The sequence below is a fragment of the Phenylobacterium sp. FG114 genome, from assembly GCF_057809855.1.
The window spans coordinates 152,352-175,077 of the sequence record NZ_JBMDKU010000001.1; the positions used below are offsets into that span (position 1 = coordinate 152,352).

The window sequence follows — 22,726 nt, forward strand, 5'->3', positions numbered from 1 at the left end:
CGTCAGCGCGGCGCCTCACCCTTCGCCCGCAAGTCCGCGATGATCTCCGACACGCGCGCCCGCGCCGGCTCGAGGCCGTGGCCCGTGTCCACGACGTAGTGCGCCCGAGCCCGCTTCTCGGCGTCGGCCATCTGCTGGGCCAGGATGGCGTCCAGTCGGTCAGGGGTCATGCCCGGTCGGGCTAGAACCCGCTCGCGCTGCATCTCCGGCGGGGCCGAGACCACCACCACCGCCTCGACATTGGCATCGCCCTCCGTTTCGTACAGCAGGGGAATATCCAGCACGACCATGTCGGCCCCCGCCTCTTCGGCGGCCTTGAAGAAGCCGACGCGGTCCTTGCCCACCAGCGGATGGACGATGGCGTTCAGGCGCTTCAGCTCCTCGGGCTGGCCCAGCACGCGCTTCCGCAGCTCCTCCCGGTCGACCCGACCGTCCTTCACCACGCCGGGGAAGGCCTCGCCCACGGGCCCAACGGCCGCGCCACCCACGTCGTACAGCTCGTGCACCGCCGCGTCGGCGTCGTAGACCGGTATCCCGGCGTCGCGGAACATGGCCGCCGTGGTCGACTTGCCCATGCCGATGGAGCCCGTGAGGCCGATCAGTCTCACGCGTTCATCACCTTCAGCGCGAGGGCGCGCACATCCACGTCCACCGGCGGCGGCGCGCCGTACAGCGCCTCGAACGAGGGGATCGCCTGGCGAACCAGCATCTCCAGCCCGTCTACCGTTCGGCGACCCAGGTCCTTCGCCTGTTTGAGGAAGGGCGTCTGCAGCGGCTTGTAGAACATGTCCATGACCACCGCGCCCGAGGGCGTCGTCTCCAGCGGCACGTCCAGGCCCTGGCCCGGCGCCATGCCCGCGGCAGTCGCGTTGATCACGGCCGTCACGCCCGCGAACGCACCCCGGGCGTCGGCCAGGGCGCCGGGCGTCACCTTGGCGCCCAGATCGATGGCCAGATTCTGCGCCTTCGTCAGGGTTCGGTTCAGCACCCGGACCTCCGGCGCGCCCGCGAGCAGCAGGGCGGCCACCGCACCCCTGGCCGCACCGCCCGCGCCCAGGACAACCACCGGGCCGGCGGACGGGTCGAACCCCGGCGCCTGCGCCTCGAAGGCGCCCAGCAGCCCCAGGCCATCGGTATTGTCGGCGCGGATCTTCCCATCGGTATCGAAGACCAGCAGGTTCGCGGCGCCGGCCAGCCGCGCCCGCGCACTCGCCTCATCCGCCGCCGCCAGGGCCGCTTCCTTGAAGGGAACAGTCACATTCACGCCGCGGATAGCCTCGCCGCCCCGCTGTCCTTCGACGAATGCCGAGAAGGTTTCCGCTCTAGGCGCCAGGGCGATGTACACGCCATCGATCCCCGACGCGGCGAGCCAGGCGTTGTGCAGCACGGGCGACAGCGAGTGGCGGATCGGCTGACCCACGACGCCGGCGACAATCGTCTTCGCCGTGATCACGCCTTGAGTTCCCCGTGCCGCCGCAGAAAATCCATCAAGCCCATCAGCGGCAGGCCCAGGATCGCGAAATAGTCGCCTTCGATCTTTGAGAACAATTGCGAGCCCGGACCCTCCAGACGATAGCAGCCTACCGAGCCCAGCGCGTGCTCACCCTCGATCGCCAGATAGTCCTCAAGGAAGGCGTCCGAGAAATCGCGCATGGTCAGGCTGGCGGTCACCACCTCGCGCCAGATGGGCCCTCCGTCCTTGGCGACCACCACTGCGGAATGCAGTCGGTGCGTCTTACCTCGCAGCAGCTTCAGGCGCTCTCGCGCCGCATCGATGTCAGGCGCCTTGTCGTAGAGTGTCCCGTCCAGGTCGAGCGTCTGGTCCGAGCCGATCACGAAGCCCGGTCGGGCCCTCGACACTCGCAAAGCCTTCAGTTCGGCGAGCGCGTCGGCGATCTCGCGCGGCCCGTGTCCCTCGGCGAGCAGTGAGGCCTTCACGGCCTCCTCGTCCACGCCGGCGACCGTCGCCTCGTAGGCAATGCCCGCGCCATCCAGCACCGCCCGGCGCGCCGTGCTCTTCGAAGCCAGGACGACCGTCATCCCAGCACCTCGACCTGGCCGTGCCCGCGCGAGAGCAGGTTCAGCACCGCCGCGGCGGTCTCCTCCACCGAGCGGCGGGTGACGTCGATCGTGGGGAAGCCATGGCGCTCGTAAAGCCGCCGCGCGGCGATGATCTCTTCGCGCACGGCGTCGGTGTCGATGTAGCTCGACTCTCGATTCTCATTGAGACTCAGCAGCCGGTTGCGGCGGATCTGAATCAGCCGGTCGGGCGAGATCACCAGCCCGACGATGAGAGCGCTCTGTAGCGAAAACAGCTTCTCGGGCAGCGGCCGGCCCGGCACCAAGGGTACGTTCGCCGCCCGCACGCCCCGATGGGCGAGGTAGATGCAGGTCGGTGTTTTCGACGTCCGCGACACGCCCAGGAGGACCACGTCGGCCTGGTCCAGATCCTGGCCTCCCTGGCCATCATCGTGGCCGATGGCATAGTTCAGGGCGTCCATGCGGTTGAAGTAGTCGTTGTCCAGCCGCAGGTGCGCGCCCACGCGGCTGGTCGTCGCCGCACCAAGGTACCGCTGCATCGCCGAGACCAAGGGGTCCAGCGCCGGCAGGCAGGGCATGTCCATGCGCCGGCAGCCTTCCTCCAGCGCCTCGCGCAGCTTGTCGTCGACGATGGTGTGCAGGACGATCCCCGGCGCTTCCTCGATATCGCCCAGCGCCCGGTCCAGCTGCCGCTGCGAGCGGACCAGGGCGTAGATGTGCTCGATGGGCAGCACGTTCTCGAACCGGGCGCACACTGCGCGCGCCATGGCGTTCAGCGTCTCGCCGGTGGAGTCCGACACCAGGTGGACATGGAAGTAGGTCGCGAGTCTGGGCGGCGGAGAGTTCGGCAAGGGCGCTCCGGAAAAATGCCTGGGGATCGATCCTGTGGATTCACTCTTAGCGAAGCTGGACGCCGATGGGGATAGTCCGGCGCCGAAACTGGTGGGCCGGCAGGTTCGGGGGAACGCGAGGATGAAATCGGCCGTTAACCATCTCTTAACCCCCAGCCCGATCCGCGGGGGCGCCGTTTAGCGCGACGCTGTCGACACCGGTCGATTTCCGCATCGGCGCCGCGCCTTCTCCCCGCAGATCTTACTGAATCCTTAATTAACGTCAGGGGGCCTGGCCGCCTTCCCCGGAACTCACAGGCCTGTGGGAGGACGACGCGGGGCTTGGGACGGGCTGTGGGCGAGCGGTTGATTGTCAATGGATCGTCAAGGTTTTCCACGCCACCGACAGGCCTAACTTCCCCTGCTCCAACCCCTTTCAAGATTCTTCCAGATAGAAGGGAGAAAGAGCTGGGCGGAACGGCAAGGCTCGCCCTTGAGCCTGGCGGTCGGGCAGGCTTTAAGTCAGCGCATGACGACCGAGACGCCCCGCCTCCTGCGCGTGCTTGCCGGAGAGACCCTGGACAGGCCCCCCGTATGGTTCATGCGTCAGGCTGGACGCTCGTTGCCCGAGTACCGGGAGCTCAGGACGCGGGCGAAGGACTTCATCGCCTTCTGCTTCGACCCCGAGATGGCCGCCGAGGCCACGATGCAGCCGATGCGGCGCTTCCCGATGGACGCCGCCATCGTCTTCGCCGACATCCTGCTGATCCCGCTGGCGCTCGGCCAGGACGTCTGGTTCGAGGCGGGCGAGGGGCCCCGGCTGGGCCAACTGCCCCCGATCGCGGCGATGCAGGACGCCATCGAGGGTTCGACGGCGAAGCTCGCGAATATCGGAGAGACGCTCAGCCGGGTCCGCGCCGAACTGGAGCCCGAACGGGCGCTGATCGGCTTCGCTGGCGCGCCCTGGACGGTGGCCACCTACATGCTGGAAGGTCGTGGATCCCAGCGCGAGGCGGCGCGAGCCTACGCCTATCGGCATCCCGATGAGCTCGACGCCCTTCTGGACGTACTGGTCGAGTCGACGGCCCGCTATCTGGTGATGCAGGCGCGCTCGGGCGCCCAGGCGCTGAAACTGTTCGAGAGCTGGGCGGACAACCTGGCCGAGGATGTCTTCGAGCGTATCGTGATCGGCCCCCACCGGCGGATCGTCGAAAAGGTCCGGGCCGCCGGCGTCGATGCGCCGTTCATCGGGTTCCCCCGGAGCGCCGGCGCCCTGGTGGAACGCTACGCCGCCGAGGTGCCGGTCCAGGCCGTCGCGCTCGACACCCAGGCCAGCACCGCGCTCGGGCGGAGGATCCAGGGGGAAGGCAAGGCGATCCAGGGGGCGTTGGACAACCTGCTGCTCCTCACGGGCGGCCCCGCTCTGGACGCACGGGTGGACAAGCTGCTCGAGCAGTGGGGCTCGGGGCCGTACATCTTCAACCTCGGGCACGGGGTGATGCCGGACACGCCGGTGGAGCACATCGCCCGGGTGGTCGAGCGCGTCACGGGTAAGCCGGCCAAGGCGATGGCGGCCGCCTAGCGTGACGAAACTCGCTGTCGTTCTCTTCAACCTGGGTGGCCCGGACAGCCTGAAGGCGGTGCGGCCATTCTTGTTCAATCTGTTCAGGGATCCGGCGATCATCCAGCTGCCGGCCATCGCCCGCTATCCTCTGGCCGCCCTCATCTCGACCACCCGCAACAAGCCGGCCCAGGCGAACTATGCGCTCATGGGTGGCCGCTCCCCCCTGCTGCCCGAGACCGAAGCCCAGGCCGGAGCCCTCGAGACCGAGCTCAAGGCCCGAGGCCATGACGCGCGCGTCTTCGTGGCCATGCGCTACTGGAAGCCCTTCGCCGACGAGACGGCCGAGCAGGTGGCTGCGTTTTCACCAGACGAGGTGGTCCTGCTGCCGCTCTACCCGCAGTACTCGACGACCACCTCGGGCTCGTCACTGCAAGACTGGGCGCGGGCTTACGACGGCCCTGGGCGGGTGCGGACCGTCTGCTGCTATCCCACGTCTCAAGGTTTGGCGGAGGCCCACGCCGCGGAGATCCGCAAGGTCTGGGACGCTTGGCATCGGCCCGAGGACGGCCACACCCCTGGCGACGTGCGGCTGCTGTTCTCGGCGCACGGCCTGCCGCAGCAGGTGGTGGATAGGGGCGACCCTTACCAGGCCCAGATCGAGGCGACGGCGAAGGCCATCGCCACCCTCCTGCCCGAGTTCACCGACTGGCAGGTCTGCTACCAGAGCCGGGTAGGGCGGCTGAAGTGGCTCGAACCGTCCACGACCGACGCGCTGCGCCAGGTGGCCGAGGATCGGAAAGGCGCGATCGTCTGCCCGATCGCCTTCGTCTCCGAACATGTGGAGACGCTTGTTGAGCTGGACAGCGAGTATGGTGAGCTGGCCCACCATCTACAGGTCTATCCGTATCTGCGCGCCCGGACGCCTGGGGTGGGGACGCCGTTCATCGCGGAGCTTGCCCATGCGGTGACCGAGGCCTTGCCACGTTCGGGTGTGGCGCCCCACGGTCCGTGGCGCTGCCCGGCCGGCCTGTCCAAGTGCGCGTGCCGCGAGGGGAAGGCTGCATGAACTGGTTCGATCTGCTCCGCGGACTGCACATCATCGCGGTGATCGCCTGGATGGCGGGCATGATGTACCTGCCGCGCCTTTACGCCTATCACACCGAGACGGCTCCACCGGGCAGCGAGTTTGACGCGCATTTCCTGGTGTGGGAACGCAAGCTGCTGAAGATCATCATCAATCCGTCGATGACGCTGGTCTGGATCCTCGGCGTCAGCCTGATCCTCTGGCACGTCTACGGGGCGAAGGAAGGCTGGGCTTTCCTGCTGCAACCCTGGATGCTGGTGAAGCTGGCCGCCGTGCTCTTCATCTCCGGCTGGCATGGCTTCCTCGCCGGGTCGTACAAAAAGTTCCTGGCCGGCGAACGCCCGAAGACCGCCAAATTCTGGCGGGCGACCAACGAGCTGCCTTTCCTGGCCGCCGTGGTGGCCGTGCTTGCGGTGACCCTTCAGTTCTGGTCGCGCTGACCTACATATGAACCGAGAGGGTTGACCCGTCTCCGACGGTATGGTTCCCCTCATCCACGCGTCGAACTCGGCGCGCCCCGCCTTATCTCCGGCCGCGCGCTGATTGCGCCGACGACCGGCTCCCAGACGAAATGAACAACGACGCCACGGCGTCCACAGACTAACCCGCCCGCACCCGGAGTCCGTCCGGCGGCGCGCGAATTCCAAAGTGAAATCAATGTCAGACGAAACTAACGACCTCCCGGAAACCGAAGTCGAGACCCTCGGCGAAACCCTCGAGCCGCAGGTTGCGGAAGCCGAGGCCGAGGAGGCTGCCGCGGCCGATGACGCCGCCGGCGAGGACGAACCCGACGAGCCCAGCCAGGCGTCCAAGGCTATTGCCGCGATGGGCCTCACCCGCATGAGCCTGCAGGAACTGAAGGACAAGTCGCCGGCCGACCTGCTGTCCTTCGCCGAGCAGCTGGAGATCGAATCCGCGAACTCCATGCGCAAGCAGGACATGATGTTCGCGATCCTGAAGGTGCTGGCCGACGAGGGCGTCGCCATCTCGGGTTCGGGCACTCTGGAAGTGGTGCAGGACGGATTCGGGTTCCTGCGCTCGCCCGAGGCCAACTACCTGCCGGGTCCCGACGACATCTACGTGAGCCCTTCGCAGATCCGGAAGTTCGGTCTGCGCACCGGCGACACCGTCGACGGCGAGGTCCGCGCCCCGCGCGAAGGCGAACGCTACTTCGCCCTGGTGAAGGTGGATCTCACCAACTTCGAGAGCCCGGAGAACGTCCGGCACAAGGTGCTGTTCGACAACCTCACCCCGCTCTACCCCGATCAGCGCCTGACGATGGAGATCCAGGATCCGACACTGAAGGACCGCTCGGGCCGGGTGATCGACATCGTGGCGCCGCTGGGCAAGGGCCAGCGCTGCCTGATCACGGCGCCGCCGCGGGTCGGCAAGACGGTGATGCTGCAGAACATCGCCAAGTCGATCGAGACCAACCACCCCGAGTGCTACCTGATCGTCCTGCTCATCGACGAGCGCCCGGAAGAAGTCACCGACATGCAGCGCACGGTGAAGGGCGAGGTGATCTCCTCGACCTTCGACGAGCCAGCGACCCGTCACGTGCAGGTGGCCGAGATGGTGATCGAGAAGGCCAAGCGCCTTGTCGAGCACAAGCGCGACGTGGTGATCCTGCTGGACTCGGTGACCCGCCTCGGCCGCGCCTACAACACCGTGGTCCCGTCGTCGGGCAAGGTGCTGACCGGCGGCGTCGACGCCAACGCGCTACAGCGCCCCAAGCGCTTCTTTGGCGCCGCGCGGAACATCGAGGAAGGCGGCTCGCTGACGATCATCGCGACGGCCCTGATCGACACCGGCTCGCGGATGGACGAAGTCATCTTCGAAGAGTTCAAGGGAACCGGTAACTCGGAAATCGTCCTGGACCGAAAGGTCGCGGACAAGCGCATCTATCCGGCCATCGACGTGCTGAAGTCGGGCACCCGGAAGGAAGAACTGATCACCGAAAAGACCAACCTTCAGAAGACCTACATCCTGCGGCGCATCCTCAACCCGATGGGCGCCCAGGACGCGATCGAGTTCCTGCTCGACAAGCTGCGGCAGTCCAAGAACAACGACGACTTCTTCCAGTCGATGAACACCTGACCGACGGGTCGGCCATTGGCGAAGAGATGGAGGGCTCCGAGCAATCGGAGCCCTTTTTCGTGCGCGGAAAACGTCAATAAAATCAATGGTGCGGGAAGAAAATTGGCCGTGTGGCGAATTTGGCCGCGACGGCCGTGTCATAGGCCATCTCCCTGCGCGAGAGAGGCGCCGATTTCAGGCTGTTGTGGCCGACGGTTAGACCCCTGGTAGAACCGCCGGCCATACCGGTATTACGAGCTTCACTGTTTCACGTGAAACATCGATCATGGGATGAGCAGGCTGGCTCCCACGGTACTGCGACCTTCCAACGCTTCATGCGCCTGTTGGGCCTGATCCAGCCCAAAGGTCTGGCCGACCTCGATCTTGACCTGGCCCGACCGGACGACGTCGAACAGCGCCGCGGCAGAGGCCTCCAGCTCGTCGGCCGTGACGATGTAGTCGAACAGCGTCGGCCGCGTGAGATAGAGCGATCCGGCCTGAGCCAGCCGTGCCGGAGAGAAGGGCGGGACTGGTCCCGAGGCATTGCCGAAGCTGACGAAGAGGCCTCGGCGCGCCAGGCTACCCAGGGTCCCTTCGAAGGTGTCCTTGCCCACGGAGTCATAGGCGACGGGCACGCCCTTGCCACCAGTGATGCGGCGAACCTCTGCCGCCACGTCCTGGTCGCGGTAGAGGATGACATGGTCCGCCCCGAGCTCGCGGGCCTTGGCGGCCTTGGCTTCGGAGCCCACCGTGGCGATCACGGTAGCACCGAGGGCCTTCAGCCATTGGGTCATGATCTGACCGACGCCGCCGACGGCAGCATGGACCAGCACGGTCTCGCCCGCCTTCACCGAGTAGGTGCGTCGAATGAAGGCCTCTGTGGTCATACCCTTCAATAGGATCGCCGCGGCGGTCCGGCTATCGATGTCGTCGGGCAATTTCACCAGTCGATCGGCCGCCACGACATTGGCCTCGGCGTAGGCGCCGAAGCCGCCGGAGTAGGCGACCCGATCGCCGACCTTCACCCGCGTCACGCCTTCGCCGACCGCATCCACGATGCCGGCCGCCTCGCCGCCGGGCGTGCAGGGCAGCTTCACCGGATAGAGGCCGGTTCGGTGGTAGGTGTCGATGAAGTTGATGCCGATAGCCTCGTGCCGCACCAGCGCCTGACCCGGCTTCGGCTCAGGCGTGTCGATGGTGACCAACTCCAGAACGTCTGGGCCACCGGTCTTTTCGAAGCGGATTGCGCGCATCAGCCGATCGTCCTCTTGAAGAACTGCAGCGTGCGGCCGCCGGCCAGCTTGGCGTCGTCCTCGTCATAGTGCTCACCGCCCTCCCGCGCGAAGGCGTGGTCGCGGCCGGCGTAGGTGTGGATCTCGATCTGCGGATGGTCCTTGAGGGCGGCGAGGATCACGGCCTGCGCATCCTTGGGCACGAACTGGTCCTCCTCGGCGATATGGAGCATCAACGGCCGCGTGAGCTTCTCCGCCTCGGCCACCCGGTTCTCAATCCCGACCCCGTAGTAGGAGACGGACGCATCGACATCGGTCCGTGTGGCCGTCAGGAACGCGAGCTGGCCGCCCAGGCAGAAGCCGACCGAGCCGACCTTGCCGTTGCAGCCGGCGTCCGCTCGCACCGTCTTGATGGTGGCTTGGATATCCTTGACCCCCGCGTCCACGTCGAAGGCGTTGAACAGTTCGAAGGCTTTCTTCCATTCGGCCTCGGACTTGTCGGTGATGTCGATGCCCGGCTCGATCCGCCAGAACAGGTCCGGGCAGATGGCGAGATAGCCCTGGGCGGCCAGGCCATCGGTGATGTCGCGCATCACCTGGTTCACCCCAAAGATCTCCTGGATCACGACGATCGCCGGGGCCTTTGGGGCCTGAGGGCGGGCCACATAGGCCGAAAACTCGCCGTCCGGGGTTTTGATGCTGATGCGTTCGCCCATCTTCCGTCCTCGTTCGTTACTCGCTGGTCCGAGGTACTAGCGCACGACCCCGGCTCACGGCCATATGGGCTACAGAATAGGAAGGGCCAGACGTCATGAAGATGACCATCGAGGTGGACTGCACCCCGGAGGAGGCGCGCCGGTTCATGGGCCTGCCGGATGTGAGCGGATTGAACGACCACCTCGTCAGCGAGATGAGCAAGCGGATCGACGCGAACATCAACATGCTCAACCCGGAGGAGTTCATGAAGAACTGGATGACGTTCGGAACCGGCGCCCAGGAACAGTTCCGCAAATTCATGGACGCCGCCACGACACGGAAATGACCGACACCATCTATGCGCCGGCGACGGCCGCGGGCCGTTCGGCCGTCGCGGTGGTGCGACTGTCAGGACCGAAGACCAGGACGACGGTGCGCGCCTTGACGGGCGGAGTGCCTCGCGTGCGCCAAGCGGCGCTTCGCACGCTGCGCGGAAGCGACGGGGCCGATATCGACCAGGCGCTGGTGATCTTCTTCGAGGGCCCGGCGAGCTACACCGGTGAGGACGCCGCGGAGTTTCACGTGCACGGGGGCCCAGCGGTGGTCGCGGCCCTGGTCGGCGCATTGCATGGTATGGGCTTGCGCCTGGCGGAGCCCGGCGAGTTCACCCGGCGGGCGTTCGAGAACGGCAAGTTGGATCTCGCCCAGGCTGAGGGGGTGGCCGACCTCATCGACGCCGAGACCGAGGCGCAGCGTCGGCAGGCCCTGGAGCAGGTGGGCGGCCGGCTGTCGGACGTCCAGGCGCGCTGGTCGGAGGCCTTGCTCGAGGCGCTGGCCATGCTGGAAGCCGCCGTTGATTTCCCGGACGAGGAGGTGCCGCAGGATGTGGCGGCCCGCGCCCGGCCGGTGCTGCAGCATCTAGTGGCCGAACTGGAGACGGCTGCGGTTGACGCCGAGCGGGGAGAGCGCGTTCGCGAGGGCTATCGTATCGCGCTGATCGGCGCGCCCAACGCCGGCAAGAGCACATTGCTGAACGCCCTGGCTGGCCGCGAAGCCGCGATCGTCACGGCCACGCCGGGGACGACCCGCGACATCATCGAGGTCCCGATGGTGCTGGCCGGCTATAAGGCGCTGATGGCCGACACGGCGGGCCTGCGCGAGACCGGCGACGTGATCGAGGCCGAGGGCGTCCGCCGCGCACGGGCCTGGGCCGCGGCTGCGGATATCCGCCTGTGGCTCGTGGACGGTTCGGGCGCGGAAGCGGGAGCCGTTCCGATGGAGCTGCGGCCGGGAGACCTTTGCCTGATCACCAAGCGCGACTTGCCGACCGGGCCGGCGGGGGCATGGGCGGCGGGGCAGGCCAAGCGTCTGGGCCTGTCGACGGCGGAAATCACCGCCAAGGGCCCGAGCGATCAGGCCTGGATCCGGTCGGTGCTGGAGGAGCGGATCGTCGAGGCGCTGGGCAGCGATGAGCCGCCGGCGGCGACCCGCCTGCGCCACCAGGAGCTTCTCAGCGAGGCCGCGGATCGGTTGCGGCACGCGCTGGCGCAAGACGAACATCTGGAGCTCGCCGCCGAAGACGTGCGGCTCGCAGCCCGGGCGCTGGATCGGATCACGGGACGGATCGATCCGGAGCAGGTTCTGGGTCGCATCTTCTCCACCTTTTGCATCGGCAAGTGACTTCGAAGCGGATCATCCGAGCGGAAGTGCGAAGCCAGAGCATCGCAATATCCCTGCGCGCTTGTTTCACGTGAAACGCGGCCGGCTTTCCCCTATATCCCCGCGACCATGACCTGGGATGTGATCGTCATCGGCGGGGGACACGCCGGCTGTGAGGCTGCGGCCGCCGCGGCGCGGTTCGGCGCGCACACGCTGCTGCTGACGCACAAGCTAGAGACCATCGGTGAAATGAGCTGCAACCCGGCCATCGGTGGACTGGGGAAGGGGCACCTCGTCCGCGAGATCGACGCCCTCGACGGCATCATGGGGCGGCTGGCCGATATGGCCGGGATCCAGTTTCGGATGCTGAACCGGTCCAAGGGCGCCGCGGTCCGCGGTCCGCGTAGCCAGATCGACCGCCGGCTCTATCGCGAGGCGATGCAGGCCGAGCTCGCCGCGACGCCACGTCTGGAGATCCGGGCCGAGGCGGTTGAGGACCTGATGGTCATCGACGGCGTGGTCGCCGGAGCGGTGGGCGCAAGCGGGGCGGAGTATCGTGCGGGGCGGGTGGTGCTGACCACCGGGACCTTCCTCAAGGGCATGATCCACCAGGGTGAGCAACGCATCCCCGCTGGCCGTGTGGGCGACGCGCCGGCCATTGGCCTGTCGGACCGTCTCTATGCCTCCGGCCTGAAGATGGGTCGGCTGAAGACCGGCACGCCCGCCCGGCTGGACGGCGCGACCATCGGCTGGGACCGCCTGGAGATGCAGGACGCGGACGCCGAGCCGATCCCGTTCTCGTTCCTGACCGATCGGATCACGACCCCGCAGGTCCAGTGCGGGATCACCTACACGACTGAAGCGACCCACCGGATCATCGCCGAGCGGCTGACCGAGAGCGCGGTGTATGGTGGCCGCGTCTCGGGCCGCGGGCCACGCTATTGCCCCTCGATCGAGGACAAGGTCGTGCGGTTCGCGGACAAGACCAGCCATCAGATCTTCCTGGAGCCAGAGGGCCTGGACGACACGACCGTCTATCCGAATGGCATCTCCACCTCGGTGTCGGCGGAGACCCAGGACCTGTTCCTGCGCACCATCCCCGGCCTCGAGCAGGTGGTAGTGAAGCGGCACGGCTACGCCATCGAATACGACTACGTTGATCCGCGAGAGCTGTTCCCCACTCTGGAGGTCAAGCGGCTGCCGGGCCTGTATCTGGCCGGCCAGATCAACGGCACGACGGGCTACGAGGAAGCAGGGGCTCAGGGCCTGGTCGCCGGCTTGAACGCGGCGCGCGCGGCGTCAGGCGCGGTGCCCGCCCAGTTCGCTCGGGACGAAGCCTACATCGGCGTACTGATCGACGACCTCGTAACCCGGGGTGTCACAGAGCCCTATCGCATGTTCACCAGCCGGGCCGAGTTTCGTTTGACGCTGAGGGCCGACAACGCCGACCAGCGGCTGACGGGGAAGGGCATCGACCTGGGAGTCGTGGGTTCGCGGCGGACCGAGGCGTTTCACGTGAAACACGCCGCCCTGGCGCAGGCCCGCGCTGAAGCGGCAGCGCTGACGTTGACCCCCGCTGCGGCCGCCAAGGCCGGTCTGCCCGTGAAGGCGGATGGCCAGCGCCGGAACGTCGTCGAGTTGCTGGCCTATCCGACCATCGCCTTCGAGGACCTCGCGCGGATCTGGCCGCAGATCGCCGGCTGGGCTCCGGCGGTGCGTGAGCAGATCGAGATCGATGCCTCTTATGCCGGCTACCTCGACCGCCAAGCTGCGGACGCCGAGGCGTTCCGCAAGGATGAGGACCTGCGTCTGCCGGCCGAACTGGACTACGGCGCCATCGGTGGGCTCTCGAACGAGGTGCGCGAAAAGCTGGCCACGGTCCGCCCCCTGACCCTCGGCCAAGCGGCCCGGATCGAAGGCGTGACGCCGGGCGCGTTGACGGCGCTGCTCGCCCATGTCCGCCGCCGCGCGGCCTAAGGGATGAGCGGTTCAGCCCTCCCGGAGGCTCCCTCGCCGGCGGCGCCCATGTCCGCCGCGGCCTTTGCCAACAAGACCAAGGCCACGCCCGACCAGATGGCCGACCTGTCGCGCTTCCTCGACATGCTGGCCGCGGGCAACGAGGTGATGAACCTCGTCGGCCCGGCGACGATCCCCGACTTCTGGAACCGGCACGCCTGGGACTCGGCTCAGCTCTTCCGCCTCGCGCCAAAAGCCCTGACCTGGGCCGACCTCGGGGCCGGCGCGGGCTTCCCCGGCCTGGTGCTCGCGATCCTCGGCAAGGGGCGCGAAGGATTCCACGTCCATCTGGTCGAGAGCATGGCCAAGCGCTGTCGGTTCCTGTCCCAGGTTGTGACCGAGCTCGACCTTCCCGCCACCGTCCACAATGAAAGGGCGGAAAACCTGTCCCTGGCTGTGGACATCGTCACGGCCCGCGCTTGCGCACCGCTTCACAGACTGTTCGGGTATGCCCGGCCATACCTCCAGGCAGGAGCGCAAGGCTTGTTCCTGAAGGGGCAAGATGTGGTAGCGGACATGTCCGAGGCCGCAAGATATTGGGAATACGAAGCGGATGTCGTACCGTCGCTCAGCGACGAGAGAGGCCGTATCGTGCGCGTGAGGAGGTTGGGTCGTGCCCGCAAGGTCTGACCGGGGACTACGGGTGCTTGTGGTCGCCAACCAGAAGGGCGGCGTCGGCAAGACCACGACCGCCATCAACCTCGGCACCGCTCTCGCCGCGGTGGGCGAGAAGGTGCTGCTGATCGACAGCGACCCGCAGGGCAACGCTTCGACCGGCCTGGGCGTCGGCCGGGCGCAACGCAAGAAGACCCTCTACGATGTGCTGATGGGCGAGCAGCCGCTGCTGGAGGCGGTGGTGAAGACGTCCGTCCCCGGGCTCGACCTGATCCCGTCCGACCCGGATCTGTCGGGCGTGGAGCTGGAACTCGGCCAGCAGGCCCGCCGGTCGTTCAAGCTGCGCGACGCGATCGCCCCGGCGCGGGCCGCCGGCGCCTACACCTATGTCTTGATCGACTGCCCACCGTCGCTGAACCTGCTGACCGTCAACGCCATGGCCGCCGCCGACGCGGTGCTGGTGCCGCTGCAGTGCGAGTTCTTCGCGCTGGAGGGCCTCACCCAACTGATGCGGACCATCGACCTGGTGCGCGGAAGCTTGAACCCGGCGCTGGAGCTGCAGGGCGTGGTGCTGACGATGTACGACCGCCGCAACTCGCTTTCCGAGCAGGTCGCCAGCGACGTCCGGGGCCACTTCGGCGAGGCGGTCTATCAAACGATGATCCCCCGCAACGTACGGGTCTCGGAGGCGCCGTCCTTCGGCAAGCCGGTGCTGGTCTATGATCTGAAGTGCACGGGCAGCCAGGCGTATCTGAAACTCGCGCGCGAGGTGGTCCTGCGGGAGCGCAAGCGCCGCGCCGGCCAACAAATGGAACTGAGCTGAGATGGCGGAGAACCGCAGGGGACTGGGACGCGGGCTGTCGGCCCTGCTGGGCGAGGCCGAGGAGATCGCGCACGCCGCCGATCCGGCGTCCGGCGTGCGCGAGATCCCGATCGAGCTGATCCACCGCAATCCTGGCCAGCCGCGCCAGGTGTTCGACGAGGCCGATCTGGCCGAGCTGGAAGCGTCGGTTCGCGACAAGGGCGTGCTGCAGCCGATCCTCGTGCGGCCGTCACGCGCGCGTTCGGGCGAGTTCGAGATCGTCGCCGGCGAACGCCGCTGGCGCGCGGCGCAGCGGGCCGGCCTGATGGCGATCCCGGCCTTGGTGCGCGAGCTGGGCGACCTTGAGGCTTTCGAGATCGCCATCATCGAGAACATCCAGCGGGCCGACCTCAACCCCATAGAAGAGGGCCGGGCCTATTCGGCGCTGATGGGCCAGCTCCAGGTCACTCAGGAGGAGGTGGCGCGCCGGGTCGGCAAGTCGCGCAGCCACGTGGCCAATACCCTGCGCCTCGCCGCGTTGCCCGAGGCGGTGCAGGACCATCTCGTGGCCGGGCGGCTGACCGCGGGCCACGCCCGCGCGCTGCTGACGGCGGAGAACCCCGAGGCCCTGGCGGATCGGATTGTCGCCGAGGGGCTCACCGTCCGCGACGTCGAGGCCCTGGCCCGCGAGAAGGCGGCGACCCCGAAGAAGACCTCTGGTCCGCGAAAGGCGCCCAAGGACGCCGACACCGCCTCGTTGGAGGTCGACCTGGAAGACGCCCTCGGCATGAGCGTCGACATCACCGACCGCGGCGGTGCGGGTGAGGTGAAGATCCGCTACGCCACCCTGGAACAACTCGACGAAATCTGCCGCCGGCTGATGCGGCGCTAGCCTCGCAACACTCGTGGGGTGACAGGACGGCACTTTCGTGATTGCGTAACCCAATGGTTACGCAACAGGCCGACGCCGTCTTCGGCGCCATCGCCGATCCGACGCGACGCGCCATCCTGGATCTGCTGCGCGGGCAGGAACTGCGGGCGGGCGAGCTGGCGACGCACTTTCCGGTGAGCCGGCCCGCCATCGCCAAGCACGTGGGCGTGCTGAAACGCGCTGGGCTGTTGAGGGAGCGTCGCGAGGCGCAGGCGCGGCTCTACAGCCTGGAACCGGCGGCGCTGGCCAGCGTCGACCGCTGGCTTTCGCCCTACCGCCTCTATTGGGCGGCGCGGCTTTCCGACCTGAAACGCACCGTCGAGGAGGATCATCGTGGCTGAGCTCGTCCACACCTTCAGCTGGGCCCTGCCGGCCCCACCCGAGGCGGTGTTCGCTGCGCTGACCGAGCCCGAGCAGCTGAAGGCTTGGTTCGCCGACGAGGTCGATGTCGAGCCGCGCGCTGGCGGGGCGTTCCGCTTCTGGGGCCGCCACGTCTATGGCGCGCCTACGGTCGGGTCGCAGCGGCTGACCCGCTTCGAACCGGGGCAGGCGTTGGCCTTCACCTGGGAGCTTCACGGGCAGCCCAGCGAGGTAACGCTGGAAGTCGGACCCGGAGACCCGGAGGCCAACGCCGGCGGCTCCACCCTGAACGGTCGCCACGCCTTCTCCGAGAGCCCGCCGATCGGCCGGGCCCGTGAAATGGTCGACGACCTGTGGCGGATCGCGAACGGCAACCTGGCGGCCCATCTCGCCGGTGGCCATGGCCTCACGCGGGTGGACTTCGCAGACCCGACTCCCGAGGTTCGTGTCTCGACGCTGATCGATGCGCCGGTGGAGAAGGTCTTCCGGGCCTTCGTCGAGCCCGAGTTGCTGGCGCGATGGAGCGGCGCGCCGGCGCCGGTGGTCGAGCCGCGGGCGGGCGGGCGCTACGAGTACGGCTGGACCTACGAGGTCGACGGCCGGCAGGTGACCAGCGGACCGACGCGAATCCTGGAATACGAGGAGAACCGGCGGCTGGTGACCGACTGGCCGGACTGGCGCGGCGACCCATCCGTGCCGGTCCAGCGGATCACCTGGCTGTTCGACGACCTCGGCGGCAAGACGCGGGTGACCGTGGTCCACGACGGCTTCGTCCGACCGGTGGACATCAGCGACTACCCATTCGGCTGGGGCGGCTTTGGCGAAATGCTGCGCAAGATCTTCGAGCCCGACGGCTAGCGCTTCCTGGCGCGGACGGCGGCGACCACCTCGTTCACGGCGGCGATCACGGCCTCGGGCATCTCGGTCTGGATATTGTGGCCGGAGGCGACCAGACGGTTCTCGCCGCGGGTGGAAAGCGCGGCGGCTTCGTCGTGCATCGCCTTCCACGCCTGGCTCATGGCGGCCTGCTCCTCCACCGGAGTGGGCGGCCCCTTGCCGGTGCCTTCAGCGGTGAGCACGATCCAGGGGAGGTCGCCGAGCGGGCGCTTGGTCCTATCGATGTCGGTGGAAGAGGTCGTGGCCATGCTGTCGACCTCGGACGCCTGGCTCCTCAACCGCCACCCCTCGCCCTGGCGCGCCAGGATCACCGCGCGGTAGTCCTCGGGCAGGGTCGCGGCCGGTGGCGGGAAGCAGAGCGAAAAGCCGGGGTCGCCCGACTTCAGGGTCCCGGCGACCACCTTGTCGGCGCAGCCGCGCATCATCCCCATCATCTTGTCGTTGAGGGCCGAACCCTTCGGGGCCACCTCGGCGAAGCGCTTCGCTTGGTGCGGGTTGGAGGGGTCGACGAGAACCGCGCCCGCCACCTCCTTGGGATAGAGCGAGGCGTAGAGGCGCACGTGCAGCCCGGCCATCGAGTGGCCCACCAGGACGTAGGGGCCGGAGATCTTCGCGGCCTTCAGGGTCGCCCGCTCGTCGGCGATCACGGCGCGGGCGTCGCGGGGCAGGGGGCCCTCGTCGCTGAAGCCCATGCCGGGTCGGTCGAAGGCGCAGACCCGCGTGGTCTCGGCTATCGCCGGCTGGACCTTCGACCAGGCGCTGAGGCCGGAGCCCCAGCCGGCGTCCAGCACCACGGTAGGCGCCCCCTGGCCGAGGCAGAAAAGATTGATCCTCCGCCCGTCTGGCAGCGCCACCAGTTGGGCCGGCTTCGCGTAGGTCGAGAGCGGGACCGGTTCGGCGGCCCGCGCGGCCGTGGCCGCGAGCAGCGCCGTTGCGATGAGGATGGTTCTGAGCATGGACGCCTCCCGCTGGAAGCGTAGCCGCACACCCCGTGCGGCTACAGCCCCAACCGCCGCGCCCGGCCTGCCACCGTCAGCGCCAGGCGCTCGGCGATGAGGCGATCGGGGGAGCCGGCGGTCTTGCAGGCGCGGTCCGCGGCGAGAATCTCGGGCTGGATGCGGTCGAGCTCCTCCAGCGACCAGGAGCGCGCCTGGCGGAGGAATTCGCGCTCCTGCTTCCAGAACACGCCCGACGCCTTCGCGGCCTCCTGCAGGCCGGCGCCGTTCTTGGCCAGGGTGAGCACGCGGCGCAGCTTTCCCAGATGCATGCCCAGGGCGCGGACGGCGGCCGGGCCGCTCTCGCCTTCCTGCGCGGCGCGGCGCAAGCCGGCCTGGGCTTCGCCCAGCTTGCCGCCGAAAGCGTCGGCCGCCGCGTCGAACAGCGAGGACTCGGGTTCGACGCCGAGGAAGGGCTCCAGGTCGGCCGGCGTCGCGGTCGTGTTGCTCCCGGGGCCGAGGTACAGCGCCAGCCGTTCGATCTCCTGCCGCGCGACGCCGCGCTCCTTGGGCAGGCGCTGGACGAAGACCTGCAGCGCGTCCGCGTTCAGGGCGACCTGGTCCCTGGCCAGCAGTTCTCGGACCAGACGGGCGACGTCGCCGGGCTCGTCTTCGTAGCAGGGTATGGCGGCCGCGGCGTTCGCCTTCTCGGCGATCTTGCGCAGCGCGGACTCGCGACCCAGGTTGCCGGCCTCGATCAGGAAGAAGGCGTCAGGATTGAGCTCGCCCTTGGCGTGGCGATCCAGCGCTTCGGCCGCCAGTTTGTCGCCGGAGGGCTTGTCCCCCGAGAGGCGCAGGCGCACGAGACGACGGCCGCCCATCAGCGATTGGGACGCGAGCTCGCCCTCCAATCTCCCGCCATCATCGGACAGGTCCTGGTCGCTCAGGATGGCCACATCGAACGGATCGTCGGGATTTTCGACGATCTTGCGGGCGAGCTGGTGGCCACGGTCGCGCACCACGCCCATGTCGCGGCCATAGATCAGGGCGGCGCGGACGGCGGGATCGGGTTTCCCGAGGAAGCGCTCGATGTCCGGCCGCTTCGAGAGGATCATCTACTTCGCGGCGACCTTGGCCCCATTGGCGAGCCAGACGGCCAGTTCGAGCTGGATGCGACGGGCGGCCTCTTCGGCGGCGCGGTCCTGGGCGTCCTGCTGCGCCGAGATGGAGGCGTAGGGCTGGTCGGCCGAGTCGTAAGTGAGTTCGACACGGACCTGACCCTGCTTGGCCAAGGCGTGGGACTTCACGTCCCGCAGGGCGTAGCTGGCGGTCAGGACATACTCGTAGCGGGTGGCCACGTTGTCGATACGAACGCCGCGTGGATACCGCGCCTCGCCCAGGCTGAGATCCATGGTGTAGGCGACCGGCGCCTCGTGGTTCTTGGCGAAGGCGTCGTCGAGATGCTGACGGATCAGGTAGCCGGTCCGGCCCGAGGGCGCCTGGACCTGGATCGAGGCCAGGTTCTTCACGACCTCGGTCTGGCCGTACAGCGGCTGGAAGCCGGCGCAGCCGCTGAGGCCGAGGGCCGAGACCAGGGCGAGGGCGAGGAGCCTGTTCATGCGGCCACGATATTCACGATCCGGTCCTTGACCACAATGATCTTGCGGATGGTCAGGCCGTCCAGCTTGGCCGCGATGTCGGCGTCGGCCTTGAGGATCGCCTCCACCTCGGCTTGCTCGGCGCCGGCGGGGGCAGTGATCTCGCCCCGGCGCTTGCCGTTGACCTGCACGGGCAAGACCTTGGTAGCGTCCTCGGTCAGGGCCGGGTCGAACGCGGGCCATTCGGCCGCGACGACCATCCCCTTGCCGCCGATCCGGGCCCAGCATTCTTCCGCCAAATGGGGCGTGAAGGGCGCGATCAGCCGGGCGAATGCCGACAGGGCCTCCTGGCGCGCCGCCAGCACGGCGGGGGTGGCCCCTGCCGCCGGGTTGGCCTTCAGCAGGTTCAGGAACTCGTACAGGCGTGCGATGCCCGAGTTGAACCGGAAGCCGTCGATGGCCTCGGTCACCTGCTTGACCAGTTTGTGGGTGGCGCGGCGCAGCTCGGCGTCCGGGTCGGCGGTCGAGGCGCCTTCCGGCTGGCTGTCGAATTCGTCCCAGACGCGGTTCACGAACCGCCACGAGCCCTGGACGCCGCCGGTGGTCCACTGGACATCGCGTTCGGCGGGGCTGTCGGACAGCACGAACAGGCGTGCGGCGTCGACGCCGTAGACCTCGAAGATCTCCTCGGGGGCCACGGTGTTCTTCTTGGACTTCGACATCTTCTCGATGTCGCCGATCACCAAGGGTTCGCCCTGGCCCACCAGGGTCGCGCGCCGGGTGTTTCCCTCGGCGACGATCTCCACGTCCTTGGGCTCGACCCATTCGCCGCTCTGCCGGCGGTAGGTCTCGTGGGTGACCATCCCCTGGGTGAACAGGCCGGCGAACGGCTCGCGCACGCTCAGCTGGCCGTCGTCGGCGAGGGCCTTGGTGACGAAGCGCGCGTACAGCAGGTGCAGCACCGCGTGCTCGATGCCGCCGATGTACTGGTCGACGGGCAGCCAGTAGTCGGCCGCCTCCTTCTCGATCGGCTCGGCCGCGTGCGGATTGGCGAAGCGGGCGAAGTACCAGGAGCTGTCCACGAAGGTGTCCAGCGTGTCGGTCTCGCGCGTCGCGGGGCCGCCGCACTTCGGACAGGTGGTGTGCTTCCAGGTCGGGTGCCGCTCCAGCGCGTTGCCCGACTTGCCGAACTCGATGTCGACGGGATGGGCGACAGGCAGCTGGTCCTTCGGCACCGGAACCACGCCATGGGTCGGGCAATGGACCACCGGGATCGGGCAGCCCCAGGCGCGCTGGCGCGAAACGCCCCAGTCGCGCAGGCGGAAGACGGTCGCGCCGTCGCCGTCGCCCTGGGCCTCGATCCGACGGATCGCCTCGCCCTTGGCGGTCTCGATGTCGAGGCCGTCCAGGCCGGGCGAATTGTAGATCGTCCCCGGCCCCGTGTAGGCCTCGGCCCCGACGTCGAAGGTCGCGGGATCCTCGCCGGGCGGCAGGACCACCGGCTTCACCGGCAGGCCGTACTTGCGGCAGAAATCCAGGTCGCGCTGGTCGTGTGCCGGGCAGGCGAAGATCGCGCCCGTGCCGTAGTCCATCAGGATGAAGTTCGCGATCCAGACCGGCAGCTCCCAGTCCGGATCGAACGGATGCTTCACCTTCAGGCCGGTGTCGTAGCCCTTCTTCTCGGCGGTCTCGATCTCGGCCTCGGTCGCGGCGCCCTTGCGGCATTCCTCGATGAAGGCGGCGGCCTTGGGGTCGTTCGCCGCCACGGCGGCGGCCAGCGGGTGGTCGGCGGCGATGCCGACGAAGCTCGCGCCGTACAGCGTGTCCGGGCGGGTGGTGTAGACCTCCAGGTCCTTCGCCGGCGCGTCGCCGGCGGCGTGGAACCGGAACTTCAGGCCCTTGGAGCGGCCGATCCAGTTCTCCTGCATGACCCGAACCTTCTCGGGCCACCGGTCCAGCGTCTGCAGGTCGTCGGTCAGCTGGTCGGCGTAATCGGTGATCCGCATGGACCACTGGTTCAGCTTGCGCTTCTCCACCAACGCGCCCGAGCGCCAGCCGCGGCCGTCGACCACCTGCTCGTTGGCCAGCACCGTCTGGTCGACGGGATCCCAGTTGACCAGGCTCTCCTTGCGATAGACCAGGCCGCGGGCGAACAGGTCCAGGAACCAGGCCTGCTGCTTGCCGTAGTACTCCACGTCGCAGGTGGCGAACTCGCGGGACCAGTCGATGGACAGGCCCAGCTCCTTCAGCTCGGCCCGCATCCGGGCGATGTTGTCGTAGGTCCAGCCCTTGGGGTCGACGCCGCGCTCCATGGCGGCGTTCTCCGCCGGCAGGCCGAAGGCGTCCCAACCCATGGGGTGCAGCACCGAGAAGCCGCGGGCGCGCTTGAAGCGGGCGATGACGTCGCCCATCGCGTAGTTGCGCACGTGGCCCATGTGCAGGCGTCCCGACGGATACGGGAACATCTCCAGCACGTAGTACTTCGGCTTCGACCGGTCGATCACCGCGCGGAACGCGTCGGCGTCGGTCCACGCCTTGCGCCAGCGGGGCTCGGTCTCTTTGGGATTGTAGCGGGCCATGACGGGCCTTTGGACTGGAGTTGGACTTCCGGTCAACGGCCAAGGATGTCACGCAGGCGCGTCGACTGACGAACAGGTCTCCCGAAGGAGCCGCCGGTCGAGGCCGGCGGGGGCTGGGATCAGCCCTTGATGTTCGAAAGTCGGAGCTGGCGCGCCCGGGTCAGAATCGAATTCTCGATGTCCGTCTCGGTCTGGCCGGCCGTGGGCTGGTCCACCCAGTTGCCGCTGGTGTCGCGCAGTTGCTTGAAGACGGCCACGTTCAGGCCATCGGCGCGCAGACGCGAATCCAGGATGTAGACGGTGCACTTGAAGCGCTCGTCCGGCTTTTCCGGGTTGGTGTACCAGTCGGTGACGATGACGCCGCCGTACGGGTCGGCCGAGGCCAGCGGCATGAACGCCAGGGTGTCCAGCGTGGCGCGCCAAAGGTAGCCATTCACGCCGATCGCCGCGGCGTTGTCGCCGGAAGCGCGGACGTTCGCGCCCTTGCCGCCGCCGAAGGGGTTCGGGACGCTACCGCACGCGCTCAGCCCCACGACGCTCAGCGCCGCGGCCGCGATCATCACGCCACGCATCCGGTTACCGCGCACAAACGGCATATGCATCCGTCTCCATTGATTTCCGCGGCGCAAGCGCCACGGCGCCGCCCCCGCGCCGGCTGCCTCTATAACAATGCGGTGTAAGTCGCCAAACAGGAATCGCGTGGCGCATGCGCCACACACAGCAAGCATCTTGCCTAACCGTGGACCCGCAAGGGGTGAGTCCCGTTGACCCACAAAAGCCGTCGGCCTTAATTCGACGGCAATCGCGAGCAT

23 protein-coding genes are annotated in these 22,726 nt (G+C 68.1%); 12 read left to right on the plus strand and 11 right to left on the minus strand.

The window, feature by feature from the left end; all coding sequences use genetic code 11:
• Window positions 1–2: 2 nt before the first annotated feature.
• Genes coaE through ACODSY_RS00795 form a run of 4 tightly spaced genes read right to left on the minus strand, consistent with a single transcriptional unit; the run spans window position 3 to window position 2,918 of the window.
• A complete protein-coding gene (gene coaE, locus ACODSY_RS00780; protein ID WP_488949720.1) occupies window positions 3–608 on the minus strand; it encodes a dephospho-CoA kinase in 606 nt (201 codons plus the stop codon).
• A complete protein-coding gene (gene aroE / locus ACODSY_RS00785; protein WP_488949721.1) occupies window positions 605–1,453 on the minus strand; it encodes a shikimate dehydrogenase in 849 nt (282 codons plus the stop codon). The genes coaE and aroE overlap by 4 nt, the downstream gene beginning before the upstream one ends.
• Window positions 1,450–2,040: a Maf family protein gene (locus ACODSY_RS00790; protein WP_488949722.1), complete on the minus strand. Its 591-nt coding sequence runs from the start codon at window positions 2,038–2,040 to the stop codon at window positions 1,450–1,452. Before ACODSY_RS00790 ends, aroE begins: the two co-directional genes overlap by 4 nt.
• Entirely contained in the window at window positions 2,037–2,918 is an 882-nt protein-coding gene (locus ACODSY_RS00795) for a pyruvate, water dikinase regulatory protein (protein ID WP_488950146.1), read from the minus strand. Before ACODSY_RS00795 ends, ACODSY_RS00790 begins: the two co-directional genes overlap by 4 nt.
• A gap of 481 nt (window positions 2,919–3,399) precedes the next feature.
• Between ACODSY_RS00795 and hemE the strand changes: the two genes are divergently transcribed.
• From hemE to rho, 4 genes are all read left to right on the plus strand, one after another.
• Window positions 3,400–4,452, plus strand: coding sequence for a uroporphyrinogen decarboxylase (gene hemE / locus ACODSY_RS00800; RefSeq protein WP_488949723.1), 1,053 nt, complete (start codon window positions 3,400–3,402; stop codon window positions 4,450–4,452).
• A gap of 1 nt (window position 4,453) precedes the next feature.
• Window positions 4,454–5,500, plus strand: a complete 1,047-nt coding sequence (gene hemH / locus ACODSY_RS00805; RefSeq protein WP_488949724.1) for a ferrochelatase — start codon at window positions 4,454–4,456, stop codon at window positions 5,498–5,500.
• Window positions 5,497–5,958 carry a CopD family protein gene (locus tag ACODSY_RS00810; protein WP_488949725.1) on the plus strand — a complete coding sequence of 154 codons (462 nt, stop codon included), beginning with the start codon at window positions 5,497–5,499 and terminating at the stop codon, window positions 5,956–5,958. Before hemH ends, ACODSY_RS00810 begins: the two co-directional genes overlap by 4 nt.
• A gap of 217 nt (window positions 5,959–6,175) precedes the next feature.
• Window positions 6,176–7,615 carry a transcription termination factor Rho gene (rho, locus tag ACODSY_RS00815; protein ID WP_488949726.1) on the plus strand — a complete coding sequence of 480 codons (1,440 nt, stop codon included), beginning with the start codon at window positions 6,176–6,178 and terminating at the stop codon, window positions 7,613–7,615.
• A gap of 263 nt (window positions 7,616–7,878) precedes the next feature.
• Here the strand turns inward: rho and ACODSY_RS00820 are convergent, their stop codons facing one another.
• Together ACODSY_RS00820 and ACODSY_RS00825 are read right to left on the minus strand one after the other, a co-directional pair.
• The gene (locus ACODSY_RS00820) at window positions 7,879–8,847 is read right to left on the minus strand and encodes a quinone oxidoreductase family protein (RefSeq protein ID WP_488949727.1); all 969 of its coding nucleotides are present in this window, start codon (window positions 8,845–8,847) and stop codon (window positions 7,879–7,881) included.
• Window positions 8,847–9,542, minus strand: coding sequence for a dienelactone hydrolase family protein (locus ACODSY_RS00825; RefSeq protein ID WP_488949728.1), 696 nt, complete (start codon window positions 9,540–9,542; stop codon window positions 8,847–8,849). The genes ACODSY_RS00820 and ACODSY_RS00825 overlap by 1 nt, the downstream gene beginning before the upstream one ends.
• Before the next feature lie 95 nt (window positions 9,543–9,637).
• Here ACODSY_RS00825 and ACODSY_RS00830 point away from each other — a divergent pair, with 95 nt between their 5' ends.
• The 8 genes from ACODSY_RS00830 (at window position 9,638) to ACODSY_RS00865 (ending at window position 16,763) form a co-directional block, all read left to right on the plus strand.
• The gene (locus ACODSY_RS00830; RefSeq protein ID WP_488949729.1) at window positions 9,638–9,868 is read left to right on the plus strand and encodes a DUF6489 family protein; all 231 of its coding nucleotides are present in this window, start codon (window positions 9,638–9,640) and stop codon (window positions 9,866–9,868) included.
• Entirely contained in the window at window positions 9,865–11,202 is a 1,338-nt protein-coding gene (gene mnmE, locus ACODSY_RS00835) for a tRNA uridine-5-carboxymethylaminomethyl(34) synthesis GTPase MnmE (RefSeq protein WP_488949730.1), read from the plus strand. Before ACODSY_RS00830 ends, mnmE begins: the two co-directional genes overlap by 4 nt.
• A 108-nt stretch (window positions 11,203–11,310) precedes the next feature.
• The gene (gene mnmG, locus ACODSY_RS00840) at window positions 11,311–13,158 is read left to right on the plus strand and encodes a tRNA uridine-5-carboxymethylaminomethyl(34) synthesis enzyme MnmG (protein WP_488949731.1); all 1,848 of its coding nucleotides are present in this window, start codon (window positions 11,311–11,313) and stop codon (window positions 13,156–13,158) included.
• Window positions 13,159–13,206: 48 nt separating this feature from the next.
• A complete protein-coding gene (rsmG, locus tag ACODSY_RS00845; protein WP_488949732.1) occupies window positions 13,207–13,827 on the plus strand; it encodes a 16S rRNA (guanine(527)-N(7))-methyltransferase RsmG in 621 nt (206 codons plus the stop codon).
• Window positions 13,811–14,635: a ParA family protein gene (locus ACODSY_RS00850; protein ID WP_488949733.1), complete on the plus strand. Its 825-nt coding sequence runs from the start codon at window positions 13,811–13,813 to the stop codon at window positions 14,633–14,635. Before rsmG ends, ACODSY_RS00850 begins: the two co-directional genes overlap by 17 nt.
• A 1-nt stretch (window position 14,636) precedes the next feature.
• Window positions 14,637–15,506, plus strand: a complete 870-nt coding sequence (locus tag ACODSY_RS00855; RefSeq protein ID WP_488949734.1) for a ParB/RepB/Spo0J family partition protein — start codon at window positions 14,637–14,639, stop codon at window positions 15,504–15,506.
• Window positions 15,507–15,559: 53 nt separating this feature from the next.
• Complete coding sequence (locus ACODSY_RS00860; protein ID WP_488949735.1) at window positions 15,560–15,886, plus strand: metalloregulator ArsR/SmtB family transcription factor; 327 nt, start codon at window positions 15,560–15,562, stop codon at window positions 15,884–15,886.
• A complete protein-coding gene (locus ACODSY_RS00865) occupies window positions 15,879–16,763 on the plus strand; it encodes an SRPBCC family protein (protein ID WP_488949736.1) in 885 nt (294 codons plus the stop codon). Before ACODSY_RS00860 ends, ACODSY_RS00865 begins: the two co-directional genes overlap by 8 nt.
• Here the strand turns inward: ACODSY_RS00865 and ACODSY_RS00870 are convergent.
• The 5 genes from ACODSY_RS00870 to ACODSY_RS00890 all read right to left on the minus strand — a co-directional run bounded on the left by ACODSY_RS00870 (window position 16,760) and on the right by ACODSY_RS00890 (window position 22,510).
• The gene (locus ACODSY_RS00870; protein ID WP_488949737.1) at window positions 16,760–17,758 is read right to left on the minus strand and encodes an alpha/beta fold hydrolase; all 999 of its coding nucleotides are present in this window, start codon (window positions 17,756–17,758) and stop codon (window positions 16,760–16,762) included. The genes ACODSY_RS00865 and ACODSY_RS00870 overlap by 4 nt on opposite strands.
• A 41-nt stretch (window positions 17,759–17,799) precedes the next feature.
• Window positions 17,800–18,852: a DNA polymerase III subunit delta gene (gene holA, locus ACODSY_RS00875; protein WP_488949738.1), complete on the minus strand. Its 1,053-nt coding sequence runs from the start codon at window positions 18,850–18,852 to the stop codon at window positions 17,800–17,802.
• Window positions 18,853–19,356 carry an LPS assembly lipoprotein LptE gene (gene lptE / locus ACODSY_RS00880; RefSeq protein ID WP_488949739.1) on the minus strand — a complete coding sequence of 168 codons (504 nt, stop codon included), beginning with the start codon at window positions 19,354–19,356 and terminating at the stop codon, window positions 18,853–18,855.
• Window positions 19,353–21,914, minus strand: coding sequence for a leucine--tRNA ligase (leuS, locus tag ACODSY_RS00885; protein ID WP_488949740.1), 2,562 nt, complete (start codon window positions 21,912–21,914; stop codon window positions 19,353–19,355). Before leuS ends, lptE begins: the two co-directional genes overlap by 4 nt.
• Before the next feature lie 119 nt (window positions 21,915–22,033).
• Window positions 22,034–22,510 carry a DUF3576 domain-containing protein gene (locus ACODSY_RS00890; RefSeq protein ID WP_488950147.1) on the minus strand — a complete coding sequence of 159 codons (477 nt, stop codon included), beginning with the start codon at window positions 22,508–22,510 and terminating at the stop codon, window positions 22,034–22,036.
• Between the last annotated feature and the right edge of the window lie 216 nt (window positions 22,511–22,726).